Source organism: Shinella sp. R2-11, from assembly GCF_055330205.1.
Genome location: NZ_JBVAPC010000001.1, coordinates 411,253 through 428,629 on the forward strand (window position 1 = coordinate 411,253; position 17,377 = coordinate 428,629).

Consider the following 17,377-nt stretch of genomic DNA (forward strand, 5'->3'; position numbering starts at 1 on the left):
CCCGCCTCCTCCACCCCCATGGAACCGGCCCGAATGACGCTTCGTGAAAGACTGACCCGCCTGCGCTATAACCGGGTGCCCGATCACCTCCTGGGCGAAATCCTGTCGAAGAGCTGGGCCGACAATCTCGTGCCCTTCGCCTTCCTCGTCGTGGTGGTGGCTGCCTTCGGCATTCTCCTGCCGGGCTTCTTCGCGCCGTCGAGCCTCCTCGACACCACCCGCCAGCTCGGCGAGTTCCTGATCGTCGTGCTCGGCCTCACGGTCGTCATCATCGGCGGCGGCATCGATCTTTCCGTCGGTTCCATCTTCGCGCTGGGCGCCTTTGCGACCCTCGCTGTCATCTATATCGCCGAGGGGCCGGTGTGGCTGGCCTTCCTCGCCGCGCTCGGGGCCGGTGCGCTGTTCGGCGCGCTCAACGGCTTTCTCGTCGGCTACCTGCGCCTGCGCGCCTTCCTGACCACGCTGGTCACGCTCATCATCGGCCGCTCGATCTACGACATCCTGATCACCACATGGGGCGCTCGCATCCAGAGCTCGCCGGTGTTCAACGATACGTTCGACCATATCGGTATGGGCGCGGTCTGGGGCCAGCCGATCAGCGCGCTGATCGCGCTTGCCTTCGCGCTCGTCGCTCATCTGGTGATGAGCCGGTCCCGCATCGGCTGGCACTTCACCGCCGTCGGCGGCGCGCGCCGCTCGGCCTTCAATGTCGGCATCGATGTGCGCCGCACGATCTTCCTCACCTATGTCATCTCGGGGGCTGCCTGCGGCCTCGCCGGCTTCCTCTTCGCCGCGCGCCTTTCGGGCGTCGGGCCGGGAACGGGGCTCGGTCTGGAGCTTGCCGCCCTCACCGCCGCCGTCGTCGGCGGCAACAGCCTTGGCGGCGGGCGCGGCTCCATCGCCAAGGGGCTGATGGGCGCCATCGTCGTGCTGCTCATCACCAACGGCCTCATCCGCATGGGCGCGGGCACCGGCACCAGCCAGCTCATCGTCGGGCTGCTGCTGGCGGCGGCCATCGTTCTCGACGTGCGCTGGCTGAAGAACCGCCACAAGGTGCTGTCGGAAGTCTATGTCGCCCCGCTGCACCATGCCATGCAGCCCGCCCAATCGGCGCTGCCGGGTTCCGGCACGGCCTATGCGCTGAACGATGCGCTGGCCTCGGCCGAGCCCATCGCGCTCGGCACGGTGGAGGGGCCGGAGGACGTGATCCTCGACGCCGACGACAATCTCTATGCCGGCACGCGCCATGGCGAGATCGTGCGCTGGTTCGCGCCGGACTACACCCGTTCCGAAGTGTTCGCCCATATCGGCGGCTTTCCGCTCGGCCTCGCCATGGCCCGCGACGGGCAGATCGTCTCCTGCGTCGGCGCCATGGGCCTTTACGGCGTGGCGAAGGACGGCGGGGTGCGCGAGCTCTCCACCGAAACGCGGCGCTCGCTCTTCTCCGTCGTCGACGATGCGCGCCTGCGCGATCCCAACGACTGCGACATCGGCCCGGACGGGCGCATCTGGTTCACCGATTCCACCACGCGCTACGATGCCCATGACTGGGCGCTGGATTCCATCGAGAGCCGTCCGACCGGCCGCCTCCTCGTCCACGACCCGAAGACCGGCAGGACGCGCACGGTGCTGAAGAACCTGCGCTATGCCAACGGCGTCTGCCTTTCCCATGACGGCCAGTCGCTGCTGATCGCCGAAAGCTGGGCCTGCTCGGTGCACCGCTACTGGATCGCCGGGCCGAAGGAAGGCCAGCTCGAAACGGTGATCCGCGACATGCCCGGCTATCCCGACAACATCAACCGCGCCTCGGACGGCACCTACTGGATGGCATGGCTCGGCATGCGCACGCCGAGCTTCGACCTGGCGCTCCGCCACCCCGCCATGCGCAAGCGCATGACGCGCAACCTGCCGCAGGACGACTGGCTTTTCCCGAACATCAACACCGGCGGCGTGGTGAAATTCGACGAGACGGGCGCCATCGTCGCCACCCTCGGCGACCTCGGCGGCGCGGCCCATCCGATGGTCACCTCCATGCGCGAGCACAAGGGCTGGCTCTATATCGGCGGCATCCTCAACAACCGCATCGGCCGCATCCGCCTGCCGGATGCCGATCCGGACTGGACGAGCTGGAATTCCTACTGGGGAAACAGGGCATGACGTTTCTCGACCACCTGCTCGACCCGTTCCGCGGCGAAGCCGTTACCATCCCGCCCTATGACGGCGCGTGGAAACCGAACACGCAGCTGGAAACGGCGGCGCAAGTGGCCGCGCTGCCGGAGGCCGACAATCTCGCCGAGGACGGCGAGGGGACGATCTGGCTGACCGGCGGCCCCGTGCTCTACCGGCTGGAGGGGAAGGAGGCCAAGCCGGCCGAAACCTTCGCCGCCCCCATCACCGCGCTTTCGGCTCTGCCGGGCGGCGGGCTCGTCGTGGCGCTGGCAGATGGCGGCCTGATCCTTCGGCGCGATGGCGCAAGCCGGGATCTGCGCCAAGCCTTTCCCGCCGCCGTCTCGGCGACGGCGCTGCTGGCGAACGATGACGGCACTTTGCTGGCCGCGCAGGGCTCGGCCAGCCATGCCGCAACGGAATGGGTGCCGGCGTTGATGCGCAAGCGCCGCGACGGCGCCGTCTGGCGGCTCGACCTTGCCGGCGGCAAGGCGGAGCGAATCGCCGACGGGCTCGCCTTCCCGACCGGGCTGGCGCTCGATGAAGCTGGCGCGCCGGTGGTGGCTGAGGCCTTCGCCCATCGGCTCGTCGCCCTCGGTGGCGGGCGGCCGCGCACAGTCCTCGACCGCATCCCCGGCTATCCGGGCCGGCTTTCGCCGGCGCAGGGCGGCGGCTGGTGGCTGCCGGTCTTCGCCCCGCGCAACCGGCTGATCGAGCTCGTGCTGCGCGAGGACCGCTTCCGCGCCGACATGATCGCCACCGTGCCCCAGGATTACTGGATCGCCCCCGCGCTGCGCTCGGGCGGAAGCTTCCTGGAGCCCCTGCAGCGCGGCGGGGTGCGCACGATGGGCGTGCGCAAGCCCTGGGCGCCGGCGCGGTCCTATGGCCTCGTCGCCCGGCTGGACGCGGCGTTCCGCCCGCTCGCCAGCCTGCATTCGCGCGCGGATGGCCAGCGCCACGGCGCGGTCTCTGTGCTGGACCTGCCGCAGGCGCGGCTGGTCGCGTTGAAAGGGGCGGGCGAGATCGTCGATATCCCGAGCCGGGAGGCCCAGCCATGACAGCAATCCTCGAGGCGCGCGCGCTGACCAAGGCCTTCCACGGCAATGTCGCGGTGGATGCGGTGGATTTCACGCTCGCGGCGGGCGAGGTCCATGCCCTGCTCGGCGAGAACGGGGCGGGCAAGTCCACCTTCAGCAAGCTTCTGGCCGGCGTCTATCCGCCCGAAGGCGGCGAAATCCTCTATCAGGGGGAGCCGCTGCGCGCTGAGGGGCCGGCGGAGGCGCTGCGCCGCGGCATCGCCATGGTCTATCAGGAAACCAGCCTCGTGCCCTCGATGACCGTGGCGCAGAACCTGTTCCTCGGCCATGAAAAGGCGTTCAACCGCCTGCGCGGCATCACCATCGCGGCGCAGCAGTTCCTGCAATCGCTGAACTTCACTGTGGACCCGACGGCGCTGGTCTCCAGCCTCGGCGCCGCCAAGCGGCAGATGGTCGAGATCGCCCGCGCGGTACGGCTGAATGCCAAGGTCATCATCTTCGACGAGCCGACGGCGACGTTGACACCCGAGGAGCGGCGGCACTTCTTCTCGCTGATCGACCGCCTGCGCGCCCGGGGCGTCGCCATCATCTTCATCACCCATGCGCTGGAAGAGGCGCTGCAGATGTCCGACCGCATCACCGTCATGCGCGACGGCAGGAAGGTCCTGGCGGAAAAGGCCGGCGACCTGACGCAGGCACGCATCGTGCAGGCGATGGTCGGCCGCGAGCTCGCCACCGAATTTGCGCCGCGCACCCGCACGCGGCCGGCCGGACAGCGCGTGCTTTCGGTCGAGGACGTCTCGATGGGCGCGCTCGTCCGCAACACGTCCTTCTCCGTCTTCGCCGGGCAGGTGACCGGCCTCTTCGGCCTCGTCGGTTCCGGCCGCACCGAGACGGCCAAGATCGTCGCCGGCGTCTTCAAGCGCGATTTCCTGCGCGGCGGCGCCATTGAATACGAAGGCCGTCCCGTGCGCTATGCCACGCCCGGCCCGGCGGTCGCCGACGGCATCGTCTATGTCACCGAGGACCGCAAGCTCGAAGGTTTCTTCGAGAACATGTCGATCGCCGAAAACCTCTATGCCGGGCTGCTGGCGGCCGGGCAGAACCGCTTCCCCTTCGTCTCCATGGCGGAGATGAAGGCGCTGGCGGAGGAATGGACCGACAGGCTCGCCATCCGCTCCATCGGCGCGGAAGCGCGCGTCGTCGAGCTTTCCGGCGGCAACCAGCAGAAGGTGGTGATCGGCAAGGCGCTGATCCAGAAGCCGCGGCTCATCATCTTCGACGAGCCGACGCGCGGCGTCGACGTGGGTGCGGTCGCCGAGATCCATGCGCTCATCCAGCGGCTGGCCGACGAGGGGCTGGCCGTGGTGGTGATTTCCTCCTACCTGCCGGAAATCCTCTCCCTCTCCGACCGTATCCTCGTCGCAAGGCAGGGCCGGGTGGTGGAGGAGTTCTCGCCCATCGACGCGTCGAGCGAGAGCATCATGTACGCCGCGGTGCACTGAACGGCGCGACGCGCCGTCAGGGCATCGCGTCCTTCCCGCCATCTCACCGCTGGACCGGCCGCATGGCGAGCCTGCTATGGACATTCGTGTCGGCGGCAAGCTAGACGACACGAACCAATGCGCCGATAACAGGAGCATCGGGCGGGCAATGGTGGGGTTTCGTGGCGGTTACGATCAAGGATATTGCGAGACAGGCCGGGGTCTCGACCGCGACGGTGTCGAAGGTCCTGAACCGGAAGGATTCGGTGATCGGGGACGAGACGCGCCAGAAGGTCCTGTCGCTCGCCCGTGAACTGAACTACACGCCGAATTCGCTGGCGCGCTCGCTCGTCACGCGCAAGTCGCATGTCATCGGCATCATCGTTCCCGATATCCTCAATCCCTATTTCACGGAACTGGTGCGCGCCTGCGACGACGCCGCGCGCCTGCGCGGCTACACGACCCTCGTCTGCAATTCCGAGGGCATCGCGGAGATCGAGACGGCGCACCTCACCTCCTTCGGGGGGCACCGCGTGGATGGTGTGCTGCTCGCCGCCAGCGACGTCATTCCCGATACGGAGCTTCTCGATGCCCTTCGCATCCCCGTCGTCTGCATGGACCGGGAGATCGGCCCGGTGGCGCAGCTCGTCGCGACGGTCGATACCGACTATCGCAGCGGCGCCTTCCGGGCGACGCGGCATCTGATCGAAAAGGGCCATACCCGCATTGCCTTCCTCAGCGGTGCGCCGCACCGCTCGAATACGCAGATCCGCCTTTCCGGATACAGGGACGCGCTCGCCGAAGCCGGCATTCCCTTCGACCCCGAACTGGTGCGCTGCAAGGAATTCCAGCACCGGTTCGGCCATCAGGCGACGCTGGACCTCATCGACCGCACCGATTTCACGGCGATCTGCTGCATGAACGACATGCTGGCCATCGGCGCGATGGTGGCCCTGCGCGAGCGCGGCCGGCGCGTGCCGGAAGATTGCGCGGTGATCGGCTTCGACAACATCTACCTCTCCCCATTGCTGGAGCATCCACTCTCGACCGTCGACCGGCGCATCGCCCATTCCGGCCGCGTCGCGACGAACGCCCTCATCGATTTCCTCGAGGATCCGGACCGCAAGGGCGAGGCCATCACCATCATGCCCACGGTCGTCAGCCGCACCACGACCTGACGGAGCGGGATGCTTCCGATGGCGTTCAAGTGCCCGTGTCATGGCACCTATGAAATTGTCCCACACCCACATTCAGGCACTGTTATTTAGCCCGCGCTACGAGAGGCCTTGACGGGGTGGCTTTTGCCAAAGTACACGTTTACCTGCGCTTAGGTACACGTTTAACTAACGCGGAAACGGCCGGTTTCCTGTTGACAGCGAACAGCCCGGCCGTCATATGTATAGACATTAGGATCGGTCTCGCCGGCGCGGCATGCCCCGGCATTCAGGGAGGGGAATGACAATGCTGAAACATCTGATGGTGACGGTCGCCTTGGCGGCGATGACGGCGGGCGCGGCGGCGGCCGACTTCAACCCGGCGATCGTCTACGGAACGAGCGGCAAGTTCGACAAGTCGTTCAACGAGATGGCCTATACGGGCGCGGAGAAGTTCAAGGCGGACACCGGCTCCAGCTACCGCGATTTCGAGGCGCAGGCCGATTCCCAGGCGGAGCAGGGCATCCGCAACTTTGCGAGCCGCGGCTTCAGCCCGGTCATCGTCACGAATTTCGGCTACAAGGACCAGCTCGCCAAGGTCGCCAAGGAATTCCCCGACATCGACTTTGTGATGCTCGATGACGTGGTCGATCTTCCCAATGTCCGCTCCGTCACCTTCAAGGAAGAGCAGGGCTCCTACGTGGTCGGCCTCATCGCGGCGCTCTCCTCCAAGAGCAAGGCCGTCGGCTTCATCGGCGGCATGGACATCCCGATCATCCGCAAGTTCGGCTGCGGCTATGCGCAGGGCGCGGCGGCCGGCGGCGCGACGAACATCATCCGCAACATGACGGGCACGACGAACGCCGCCTTCAACGACCCGGTCAAGGGCGGCGAGATCGCGGCCTCCCAGATGGGCCAGGGTGCGGACGTCATCTTCGCCGCGGCCGGCGGCACGGGCATTGGCGTTCTCCAGAAGGTCGCGGATGCCGGCAAGTTCGCCATCGGCGTCGATTCCAACCAGAACTACATGCATCCGGGCGTCATGCTGACCTCCATGGTCAAGCGCGTCGACGTCGCGGTCTACAATGCGCTGAAGGATGCCAAGGAAGGCCACTTCACCGGCGGCGTGCAGTCGCTCGGCCTTGCCGAGAACGGCGTCGACTGGGCGCTGGACGAGCATAATCGCAGCCTGATCACCCCCGAGGTCGAGGCGGCCGCCAGGAAGGCGAAGGACGAGATCGCCGCCGGCACACTCAAGGTCCATGACTACATGTCGGACGACAAGTGCCCCCTCTGAGGAACGGTGGGCAGGCGTTAAGGCGCCTGCCCTTCCAAGCATAGTCTGGAGGAGGCCATGGCAGCAGAAATCGGCTCCGCGCGGCATGTGCTGGAGCTTTCCGGCATCAACAAGAGCTTCGGCCCCGTCGTCGCCAACAAGGATGTGAACCTCTCGGTCAAGGCCGGCAGCATCCACGGTATCGTCGGCGAGAACGGCGCCGGCAAATCGACCCTGATGTCCATTCTCTATGGCTTCTACCAGGCCGATTCCGGCACGATCCGCATCGACGGCAGGGAGGTCGGGATTCCCGACAGCCGTGCGGCGATCGCCCATGGCATCGGCATGGTCCACCAGCACTTCAAGCTGGTCGAGAACTTCACCGTTCTGGAAAACATCATCCTCGGCGCGGAGGAGGGGGCGTTCCTCTCCTCCAGCCGGCGCAAGGCCCGTCTCGAGCTTCAGCGCCTCGCTAAGGAATACGAGCTGCAGGTCGATCTGGAGGCGGTCACGGAAGACCTGCCGGTCGGCGTCCAGCAGCGCGTGGAAATCCTCAAGGCGCTCTATCGCCAGGCGCGCATCCTCATCCTCGACGAGCCGACGGGCGTGCTGACGCCGAGCGAGGCCGATCACCTGTTCCGCATCCTTCGGCGCCTGCGCGACGAGGGCAAGAGCGTCATCCTCATCACGCACAAGCTGCGCGAAATCATGGACGCGACGGACACGGTGTCGGTCATGCGGCGCGGCGAGCTGATCGCCACCGCCCCGACGGCGTCGATGACGAAGGAAAGCCTTGCCGAGCTCATGGTCGGCCGGCGGGTGCTGCTGCGCGTCGACAAGTCGCCCTCACAGCCGGGTGAGGTCGTCTTCGACGTGAAGGGGCTGAACGTGCGCGACCAGCGCGGCGTGCGCATGGTCAAGGACGTCTCGCTTTGCGTTCGCGCCGGCGAGATCGTCGGCATCGCCGGCGTCGCCGGCAACGGCCAGACCGAGCTTCTCGAGGCGCTGGCGGGAAACCGCGTGCCGGACTCCGGCACGGTCCGCCTCAACGGCGAGGAGATCGCCGCCGACCCGTTCAGGCGTCGCGCGGCCGGGGTCGCCCATGTGCCGGAGGACCGGCACGCCATCGGTCTCATCCTGTCCTTCCCGCTGCGGGAAAATGCCAGCCTCGGCTATCACCGCCGGCCGGAATTCGGCACGAGCCCGATGCTGAAGCGCTCCCAGCTCCAGCATTATGCGCAGGACTATATTTCCGACTACGACATCCGCCCGCCCAATCCGGATCTGCGCACCTCGCTCTTTTCCGGCGGCAACCAGCAGAAGATCGTGCTGGCGCGCGAGATCGAGCACGATCCCGAAATGCTGCTGGTCGGCCAGCCGACGCGCGGCGTCGATATCGGCGCCATCGAATTCATCCATCGACGGCTGATCGAGCTGCGCGACCAGAACAAGGCGATCCTCCTCGTTTCAGTGGAGCTCGACGAGATCAGGGCGCTCTCCGACCGTATCCTCGTCATGTTCGACGGCGCGATCGTCGGGGAGGCGAGCCCGGATGCCTCGGAGCGGGAACTGGGCCTGCTCATGGCCGGCGTCACGCAAGAAGATCAGGGGAGGGGCTAGGTGGCCAGCTTTCTCAGCATAAGGCAGATCGTCGATTTCGCGATCCTGCCGCTCATGAATGTCGCCGTCGCGCTCCTGATCTCGGGGCTGGTGGTGCTCTTCGTCGGCCAGAATCCGCTGGAGGCGGTGGGCTATCTCGTCAGCGGTTCGCTGGGCTCGGGCGAGGGGATCGGCTTCACGCTCTACTTCGCCACCAGCTTCATGTTCACGGGGCTGGCGGTCGCGGTGGCGTCGCATGCCGGCCTCTTCACGATCGGCGCGGAAGGGCAGGCCTATCTCGGCGGCCTCGGCATCGCGCTCGTTTGCCTGGCGCTCGACAAGGTCGTTCCCTGGTACGTGACGCTCGTGCCCGCGGCGATGGCCGGCATGCTGTTCGGCGCGGCCTGGGCCTTCATCCCGGCCTATCTGCAGGCAAAGCGCGGCAGCCATCTCGTCATCACGACGATCATGTTCAACTTCATCGCCTCGTCGGTCATGATCTACGTGCTCGTCAACCTGATCAAGGAGCCGGGCAGCATGGCGCCGCAGACGCGCCTCTTCGATGCCGGCGGCCTCGTGCCGAAACTCGGTGAGATCCTGCCCGTCAATATCGGCACGGCGCCGCTCAATATCAGCCTGTTCATCGCCATCGCGGCCGCCGTGTTCGTTTGGGTCCTTATCTGGAAGACAAAGCTCGGCTTCGAGATCCGCGCGACGGGCGCAAATCCCGCTGCGGCGCGCAATGCCGGCATCGGCTATGTCAAGATCACCATCGTCTGCATGCTGATCTCCGGCGCGCTGGCGGGCCTTGCCGGCGTCAACATCCTGATGGGCGACCTCGGCAAGCTGCAGCTCGATTTCCCGGCCGGCATCGGCCTGGTCGGGGTGGCGGTCGCCCTCATGGGGCGCGGCCATCCGGTCGGCATCGCGGTCGCCTCGGTCCTCTTCGGCGTCCTCTACCAGGGCGGCGCGGAAATTTCCTTCTGGATGCCGAACATCACGCGGGAGCTGATCATGCTCATCCAGGGGCTGGTCATCCTCTTCGCCGGGGCGCTCAGCCTGATGTTCCGAAGCTCGGTCTATTCGCTGGTCGATCTCTTCCGCTTCTCGAAACGGGAGGCCTGAGCGATGCAGGAATTCCTCACCACGGCCATCCTCCTCCTCAGCTCGACGCTTCGCCTGTCGGTGCCGCTCGTCCTGTGCGGGCTTGCCGGCCTCTTCTCCGAGCGCTCCGGCGTCTGGGATATCGGCCTCGAAGGCAAGATGCTGTTTGCAGCCTTCGCTGCCGCCGCTGCCGCCTACCAGTTCGATTCCGCCTGGGTCGGCCTCGTCTTCGCGATCCTCGTCGCCGTCCTTCTCAGCCTCATCCACGGCTTCGCCTCGGTGACGCATCAGGGCAACCAGATCATCTCCGGCGTGGCGATCAACTTCATCTCGTCGGGCCTGACGGTACTCCTCGCGGTGGGCTGGTTTGCGCTCGGTGGCAGGACGCCGCAGCTCCAGCCGGAGGCGCGCTTCCCCACGGTGATATTGCCCTTTGCCGAGGAGATGCGCCCGGTACCCGTCCTCGGGGCGATCTATGCCGACCTCATTTCCGGCTACAACATTCTCGTCTACGTCGCCTTCGCCGCCGTGCCGGTGACGTGGTGGGTCTTCCACCACACGCGGTTCGGCCTGCGCCTCCGCGCCGTCGGGGAAAACCCCGCCGCGGTCGATACGGCCGGCATATCCGTGGACTGGCTGCGCTACCGGGCGCTGCTCTGCGGGGCGATCCTCTGCGGCATCGCCGGGGCCTATCTCTCGGTCGCCCAGTCGGCGGGCTTCGTGCGGGAAATGTCCGCCGGCAAGGGCTACATGGCGCTGGCGGCGCTGATCTTCGCCAAATGGCGGCCGGTTCCCGTCCTCTTCGCCTGCCTTCTCTTCGGCTTCCTGGAAGCCCTGTCGATCCGCTTCCAGGCCTTCGACTTCGGGCTGGGGCCGGCGCTTTCCACCCAGATCGTCCAGTCTCTCCCCTATGTCCTCACGGTGGTTCTGCTGGCCGGCTTCATGGGCCGCGCCATCCCGCCGAAGGCCGGCGGCATACCCTATACGAAAGAGCGTTGAATGACCGAACGTATTATCATCGATTGTGATCCCGGCGTCGACGATGCCGCCGCCATCCTGCTCGCCTTCGGATCGAGCGAGGTCGATATCCTCGGCATCACCGCGGTCGCCGGCAATATCCCGCTCGAAAAGACGGAGGCCAATGCGCGGCTGATCTGCGAGCTTGCCAACCGGACGGATATCCCCGTCTTCCAGGGCTGCGGCCGCCCGCTGCTCTATCCCGAGCGTGCCGGCGTCACCGTGCATGGCGATGACGGGCTCGGCGATATCGGGCTGCCGAAGCCGGCCTCCGCGCCGGCCGGGCGCACCGCCGTGCAGTTCATCATCGACCAGGTGCGCGCCGCGCCGGGCGAGGTGACCCTCGCCGTCCTCGGCCCCATGACCAATATCGCGGTCGCCCTGTCGATCGATCCCGGAATCGCGCCGCTGATCAGGCGCATCGTCTTCATGGGCGGCGCCGCCTTCTGCCCGGGCAACATCAAGGAGCGGGCGGAGTTCAACTTCTACTTCGATCCCCATGCCGCCCAGGCGGTCGTGGCCTCGGGCATTCCCATGGTGATGTTCGGCCTCGACGTCACCCACAAGGCGATCATCACGCAGGAGCGGACGGCACGGCTGAAGCGCCTCGGCAGGGTCGGCGGCATCATCGCCGACATGCTCAACGCCTATGGCGCGGGCGATCCCTGCCTGCACGATCCCTGTGTCATCGCCTATCTGATCGAGCCGGAAATCTTCTCCGGCGTCGAAGGCTTCGTCGAGGTCGATTGCGTTTCGCCCCTCGCCATAGGCCAGAGCGTCGTCAGCGTCACCAAGCGGGAGCTTGCCGGCCGCGCGCCGAACTGCCTGGTCATGACCGATGTCGATCACGACCGGCTGTTCGCCCTCCTCGAAGAGCGCTACGCCCGGGTGGAGCTGGAGGCCGCATAGCCTCCGCGGCGTGGACCTGCCTATTCCGCCGTGGCCTGCATGGTGACGGTGCCATCCTGCGACAGCACCCAGAGGCTGTGGCCGGCGCCGCTCGCGGCGGCATTGACGGTGAATGTGCCGCCGTCGAAAAGCGGCGCGGTTCCGCGAAACGCGAAGCGGCCCGGCTGGCGTCCGCCATTCATGCGGCCGGCGAGCCGCAGGAGGAACGATGCCTGAAGCGGGCCATGCACGAGAAGGCCGGGATAGCCCTCTTCCCGCCGGCAATAGTCACGGTCGTAGTGGATCCGGTGCCCGTTGAAGGTGGCCGCCGAATAGCGCGCGAGAAGCACCGGGCTCGCCTCCACCTCATGGGATTGCTCGGCCGTCGGCAGGTCGGTCTCGGCCGGCGGCCGGCGCGATGCCGTTTCGAGCGGCCGGTAGACGATGTCGTGCCGCTCGGCGAGGACGTGCCCGCGCGCGCCGGCATAGTCGTGGGTGACGGTGACGAAGCAGAGCGTGCCGGTGCGGCCGGCCTTCACCGCCACGTCGGCGATGCGCGAGCGGCGCACCACCTCCTCGCCCACCCGGAACTCTCCCGAAAACACCAGTTCTCCGCCTGCCCACATGCGACGCGGCAGGGGCACCGGCGGCAGGAAGCCGCCCCGGGCGGCATGCCCGTCGGGGCTGAGCCCCGACATTGGCGCGATCTCGGGGGAAAGGCACCAGTGGATGCCGGCCGGCGGCACGTCGCCTTCGCGAAGGCTCGGCGTTTCGTCGAGGACGGCGGCAAGGCTGTTGGCAAGGCGAGGCGAGATCACGTCGCGGCTTTCGCGCGTGGCGCCGATCCATGTCTTCAGGTGCTCGATATCCAGATCCATGATGCTTTCCTTACCTAGAAGGAGCGGGGCAGGCCGAGAATGTGCTCGGCCACGTAGGAGAGGATCAGATTGGTCGAAATCGGCGCCACCTGATAGAGTCGCGTCTCGCGGAACTTGCGCTCCACATCGTATTCGCAGGCAAAGCCGAAGCCGCCGTGGAATTGCAGGCAGGCATTGGCCGCCTCCCAGCTTGCCTTGGCGGCAAGGTATTTCGCCATGTTCGCCTCCGCCCCGCAGGCAAGGCCCGCGTCGAACTTGCGGCAGGCCTCGTTGCGCATGAGATTGGCGGCCTCGATCTCGATATAGGCCTCGGCGATGGGGAATTGCACGCCCTGGTTCTGGCCGATGGGGCGGCCGAAAACCACGCGGTTCGAGGTATATTCGACGATCTTGTCGGTGAACCAGTAGCCGTCGCCGATGCATTCCGCCGCGATCAGCGTGCGCTCGGCATTGAGACCTGTCAGGATGTATTTGAAGCCCTGCCCCTCCTCGCCGATCAGGTTCTCGACCGGGATTTCCAGGTCGTCGAAGAACAGTTCGTTGGTCTCGTGGTTGACCATGTTGAGGATGGGGCGAACCGCCATCCCCTTCTTCATCGCCTCCTTCACGTCGACGAGGAAGATCGAAAGACCCTCGGACTTCTTCTTCACCCGGTCGATCGGCGTGGTGCGGGCAAGCAGGATCATCAGGTCGGAGTGCTGCACGCGGCTGATCCAGGTCTTCTGGCCCTTGATGACCCAGCGGTCGCCCTTCCTGACCGCGGTGGTCTTCAGCTGCGTCGTATCCGTGCCCGTCGTTGGCTCGGTCACGCCCATGCTCTGCAGGCGCAGTTCGCCGCTGGCGATCCTAGGCAGATAATTACGCCGCTGCTCCTCCGAGCCGTGCCGGATCAGCGTGTTCATGTTGTACATCTGGCCGTGGCAGGCGCCCGAATTGCCGCCGGCGCGGTTGATCTCCTCCATGATGATCGCCGCTTCGGTGAGGCCGAGGCCCGAGCCGCCGTATTCTTCCGGGATCAGCGCCGACATCCAGCCTTCCCGCGTCAGCGCGTCGACGAACTCCTCGGGATAGGCGCGGGCCTCGTCCACCCTGCGGTGATATTCCGCCGGGAAGCTGGCGCAGAGCGCGCGGATGCCCTCGCGCAGTTCGGCATGGGTTTCGTGCTGGCTGTTGATGTCTTTCAAGGGACGGCTCCGGTCAGGGGCGGGGTTCAGCCGAACCAGCCGCGCAGGGAGGAAGCCTGCGGCAGGTCGCGCAGGCGGGAGAGAAGGGTGTCGGCCCCGGCGTTCAGCACCGGACCGGCCAGCGTCCGGAACTTGGCGGCGATGGCGTCCGCATCGGGAAAGGTGTCCGGCTCGCCCGACGGATCGGGAATGGCGAGGCGGTGCTCGGCGTTCCTTGCCCGCAGCGTCAGGGTCGCGCCGAAGGGGTGGCGCAGGCCTTCGAGGCTTTCGTCGCGCACCACGTCGACGCGGGCGGCCAGCGCCTCGGCCTCGGGCTTGCCGAGGAGATCGTAGTCGTCCCAGCCGAAGCGGCCGCGCAGCAGCGCCACGGCGGCGGCGAAGGGCATGGAGAACTGGCCTTCGACCACGCTGCGCGCCCGGCGTTTCTCATCGAGCGGCGCGCCGACGAGGGTGATGCCGTTGCGGTGGAGGCCCACCGTGATGGCCTGCACCTCGTCCGGCGCAAGGCTAAGGTCGCGGCGCAGGGCAAGGAGGCCGTCCACCGCGGCATGGGTATAGCGGCAGGCGGGATAGGGCTTGACACCGATGCGCAGGGTCTCCCAGGTACTGCCGAGGCCCGCCACCGCGCGGGCGGGGTCCGCGCCGTCGCTGTAGCCGCGAAGGAAGCCGTGCTTGCCGTCGATCGCATCCTCGGCGCCGACAAAGCCGGAAGCGGCGAGCGTCGCGGCCATCAGGCCCTTCATCGCCGCCTCGCCGACCTGGTAACGCTTGTTCCATGCGCCGTTGACGAGGAATTGCAGCGAGCCGGAGGCCTGGCTTGCCGCGACGCCGAAGGCCGAGGCCATGGCTTTTTCATCGAGGCCCAGAAGCCGCCCGGCGGCCGCCGCCGCGCCGAACGTGCCGGCGGTGGCCGTGGGGTGGAACCCGCGGGCGTAATGCGCGGTCGGGTCGAGCGCCATGCCGAGCCGGCAGCAGACCTCGAAGCCGACGACCACCGCGGCAAGGAAGTCAGTGCCCGACGCCCCGGTCAGCTCCGCCGCGGCAAGGGCGGCCGGAACCACGGGCGCGCTCGGATGGAGCGAGCTGTCGGCATGGGTATCGTCGAAGTCGAGGCTGTGCCCGAGCGTCCCGTTCAGCAGGGCGGCCACGGCCGCGCCGTAGCGCCGGTTGAGGCCGAAGACGGTGCAGGGACCCTCGCCGTCCATGCCTAGCCGCGCCAGCATGGCAAGGACCGCCGGGGTGGAATCGGCTTCATGCGCCGCCCTGAGGATCGAGCCGGTCAGGTCGGTCGAGAGCGCCAGCGCGCGCGCCGTGACCTCGGTCGGAATCCCGCCCGTGTCGAGGTTGGCCGCAAAGTCGGCAAGGGTCGTGGTCACGGACATGCATCGCTCCTTTCGGCCGGTGCCGGGCGGCGGGCCATGATCTGCCCGGCGCGGCGGATCACCGGCGCATCGACCATCGCGCCATCGACCCGTGTCGCCGCGCCGCTTGCCGTTGCCGCGAGCACCCGCGCCGCCCAGTCGATCTCGGCCTGCGAAGGGGCAAAGCCCCGGCGGGCCGGCGCGATCTGCGCGGGATGGATCAGCAGCTTGCCGGAAAAGCCCAGTTCCACCGCATGCGCGCAATCATCGGCGATCCGCTCTTCATCATGAATGGCGGTCGTCACGCCGTCGATGGGGGCGGGCTGGCCGGCCAGGCGGGCGGCCATGACGAGGGCTGAGCGCGCGGCAAGGAGCGACTGGCGTGTATGGCCCATGGCAAGGTCGGCGGCGAAATCGATGGAGCCGAAGGCGAGCCGCGCGGATGCCCCGGCGATCTCGACCGCGCGATGCAGGCCGGCGGCCGTCTCGATGAGCGCGACCACCGGGCAGCCGCAGCGGTCGGCGACGCGGCGAAGATCGTCGACGTTTTCCGCCTTGGGAAGCAGCACGGCCGCCAGCGGCAGGCGGGCGGCGGCGGCGAGATCCGCCTCGTGCCACTCTGTCCCGGCCGCGTTGATGCGCAGCAGGACGGGCATGCCGGCGGGCATCGTGGACAAGCCTTCCGCAAGCGCCGCGCGCGCCGGCCGCTTCACCTCTGGGGCGACGGCATCCTCCAGATCGACGATCACCGCGTCCGGGCCGGCGGCCGCGGCCTTGGCGAACCTGTCGGCCCGGTCGCCGGGCACGAAAAGGGGCAGCGTCAGACTGGCGATTTCGCTTGGCATCGGCTCCCCGGCTCTCCTCTTGTTCCGGGGGGATGATGCGGAGGCGGGGGTATAAATGGAAATATATTTTTTATCTCAATTCCATAACGGAAATGTATCTCCATGCCATGGAGAGCTATCTGTTTTCGTTATGCCGGATGGAGAAAGCCGTTATTTGATGTGATGGCCGGTTTCGTCAATTCTGCCGCAGGTACGAGGATGCCCCCACGTCATCCGGTAATGCGAAGGGAAGCCAGACATGACGAAAACCGACCTTGCCGGCCTGCTCGTGGTTTCGATCGAACAGGCCGTCGCCGCGCCGCTGGTTTCCTCCCGGCTGGCCGAGGCGGGGGCAAGGGTCATCAAGGTCGAGCGGCCGGAAGGGGATTTCGCCCGCAATTACGACCGGCTGGTCCATGGCGAAAGCGCCTATTTCGTCTGGCTGAACCGCGGCAAGCAGTCCGTCTGCCTCGACCTGCGCGAGGAGAGGGCGAGAGCCGTCCTGGCGCGGATGATCGCGCGGGCCGACGTCTTCATCCAGAATCTCGCACCCGGCGCCATCGACCGGCTGGGCTTTGCGCCCGACGCGCTGCGCGAGCGCCATCCCCGCCTCATCACCGTGTCGATCTCCGGCTATGGCGAGGACGGCCCCTACAAGGATCTCAAGGCCTATGACCTCCTGGTGCAGGCCGAGAGCGGGCTCTCCTCGATCACCGGCACGCCCGAGGGCATGACCCGCGTCGGCATCTCGATCTGCGACATCGCCGCCGGCGCCACGGCGCACCAGGCGGTGCTCCAGGCGCTCTATGCGCGCGAGCGCACCGGAAAGGGTCGGCATATCGCCATCTCGCTCTTCCACGCGCTGACCGACTGGATGAACGTGCCCTATCTGCAATATGTCTATGGCGGGCAGGTCCTGCCGCGAAACGGCCTCACGCATCCGACCATCGCCCCCTATGGCGCCTATGCCGACCGCGAGGGGCGGGAGGTGCTGTTCTCGATCCAGAACGAGCGGGAATGGGCGCAGTTCTGCGCGGATGTGCTCGAGATGCCGGCCCTTGCCGCCGACCCGCGCTTTGCCGATAATTCGGCGCGGGTGGCCAACCGCCCGGCGCTGAACGCCGTCATCGAGGCCGCGTTTCGCGGGCTGAGCCGCGACCGCATCGTCGAGCGGCTGGAAAGGGCGCGGATCGCCTATGGGCGGGTCTCGACCCTGCAGGACCTCGCCGCCCATCCACAGAACCGCTATGTCGAGGTCGAGACGCCGACAGGGCCGGTGCGGATGCTGGCACCCGGAACGGTGGTCGACGGCCGGGCGGCGGAGCTCGGGGCGGTTCCCGCCCTCGGAGCGCATACCGCCGAGATCGTGGCGGAGTTCGGCGAAACGGTTCCCGCAGGATGAGGT

General features: G+C 67.2%; 14 protein-coding genes. 10 read left to right on the forward strand and 4 right to left on the reverse strand.

What is annotated here, in order from left to right; genetic code table 11:
- The first annotated feature begins 33 nt into the window (after positions 1-33).
- The 9 genes from ACZ1A1_RS02025 to ACZ1A1_RS02065 all read left to right on the forward strand — a co-directional run bounded on the left by ACZ1A1_RS02025 (position 34) and on the right by ACZ1A1_RS02065 (position 11,746).
- Positions 34-2,157 carry an ABC transporter permease gene (locus tag ACZ1A1_RS02025; protein WP_463618546.1) on the forward strand — a complete coding sequence of 708 codons (2,124 nt, stop codon included), beginning with the start codon at positions 34-36 and terminating at the stop codon, positions 2,155-2,157.
- Positions 2,154-3,224, forward strand: coding sequence for an SMP-30/gluconolactonase/LRE family protein (locus ACZ1A1_RS02030; RefSeq protein ID WP_463618547.1), 1,071 nt, complete (start codon positions 2,154-2,156; stop codon positions 3,222-3,224). The genes ACZ1A1_RS02025 and ACZ1A1_RS02030 overlap by 4 nt, the downstream gene beginning before the upstream one ends.
- Complete coding sequence (locus ACZ1A1_RS02035) at positions 3,221-4,708, forward strand: sugar ABC transporter ATP-binding protein (RefSeq protein ID WP_463618548.1); 1,488 nt, start codon at positions 3,221-3,223, stop codon at positions 4,706-4,708. Before ACZ1A1_RS02030 ends, ACZ1A1_RS02035 begins: the two co-directional genes overlap by 4 nt.
- Before the next feature lie 161 nt (positions 4,709-4,869).
- Positions 4,870-5,865: a LacI family DNA-binding transcriptional regulator gene (locus tag ACZ1A1_RS02040; protein WP_463618549.1), complete on the forward strand. Its 996-nt coding sequence runs from the start codon at positions 4,870-4,872 to the stop codon at positions 5,863-5,865.
- Positions 5,866-6,148: 283 nt separating this feature from the next.
- Positions 6,149-7,138 carry a BMP family lipoprotein gene (locus tag ACZ1A1_RS02045; protein WP_463618550.1) on the forward strand — a complete coding sequence of 330 codons (990 nt, stop codon included), beginning with the start codon at positions 6,149-6,151 and terminating at the stop codon, positions 7,136-7,138.
- Between the two features lie 57 nt (positions 7,139-7,195).
- Positions 7,196-8,737: an ABC transporter ATP-binding protein gene (locus ACZ1A1_RS02050; RefSeq protein WP_119255348.1), complete on the forward strand. Its 1,542-nt coding sequence runs from the start codon at positions 7,196-7,198 to the stop codon at positions 8,735-8,737.
- Between the two features lie 54 nt (positions 8,738-8,791).
- Entirely contained in the window at positions 8,792-9,841 is a 1,050-nt protein-coding gene (locus tag ACZ1A1_RS02055) for an ABC transporter permease (protein ID WP_463618945.1), read from the forward strand.
- Positions 9,842-9,844: 3 nt separating this feature from the next.
- Positions 9,845-10,819: an ABC transporter permease gene (locus ACZ1A1_RS02060; RefSeq protein WP_463618551.1), complete on the forward strand. Its 975-nt coding sequence runs from the start codon at positions 9,845-9,847 to the stop codon at positions 10,817-10,819.
- The gene (locus ACZ1A1_RS02065; RefSeq protein ID WP_463618552.1) at positions 10,820-11,746 is read left to right on the forward strand and encodes a nucleoside hydrolase; all 927 of its coding nucleotides are present in this window, start codon (positions 10,820-10,822) and stop codon (positions 11,744-11,746) included.
- Between the two features lie 20 nt (positions 11,747-11,766).
- Here ACZ1A1_RS02065 and ACZ1A1_RS02070 read toward each other — a convergent pair whose 3' ends face one another.
- The 4 genes from ACZ1A1_RS02070 to ACZ1A1_RS02085 are packed head-to-tail and all read right to left on the reverse strand — an operon-like array spanning position 11,767 to position 15,993.
- Positions 11,767-12,603, reverse strand: a complete 837-nt coding sequence (locus tag ACZ1A1_RS02070; protein WP_463618553.1) for an HTD2 family dehydratase — start codon at positions 12,601-12,603, stop codon at positions 11,767-11,769.
- A gap of 14 nt (positions 12,604-12,617) precedes the next feature.
- On the reverse strand, positions 12,618-13,778 hold the full coding sequence (locus tag ACZ1A1_RS02075) for an acyl-CoA dehydrogenase family protein (RefSeq protein ID WP_463618946.1): 1,161 nt from the start codon (positions 13,776-13,778) through the stop codon (positions 12,618-12,620).
- Positions 13,779-13,813: 35 nt separating this feature from the next.
- On the reverse strand, positions 13,814-15,169 hold the full coding sequence (locus ACZ1A1_RS02080; protein WP_463618554.1) for an MmgE/PrpD family protein: 1,356 nt from the start codon (positions 15,167-15,169) through the stop codon (positions 13,814-13,816).
- The gene (locus ACZ1A1_RS02085) at positions 15,160-15,993 is read right to left on the reverse strand and encodes an HpcH/HpaI aldolase/citrate lyase family protein (RefSeq protein WP_463618555.1); all 834 of its coding nucleotides are present in this window, start codon (positions 15,991-15,993) and stop codon (positions 15,160-15,162) included. The genes ACZ1A1_RS02080 and ACZ1A1_RS02085 overlap by 10 nt, the downstream gene beginning before the upstream one ends.
- Before the next feature lie 238 nt (positions 15,994-16,231).
- Here ACZ1A1_RS02085 and ACZ1A1_RS02090 point away from each other — a divergent pair, with 238 nt between their 5' ends.
- On the forward strand, positions 16,232-17,374 hold the full coding sequence (locus ACZ1A1_RS02090) for a CaiB/BaiF CoA transferase family protein (protein ID WP_463618556.1): 1,143 nt from the start codon (positions 16,232-16,234) through the stop codon (positions 17,372-17,374).
- The last annotated feature ends 3 nt before the right edge of the window (positions 17,375-17,377 follow it).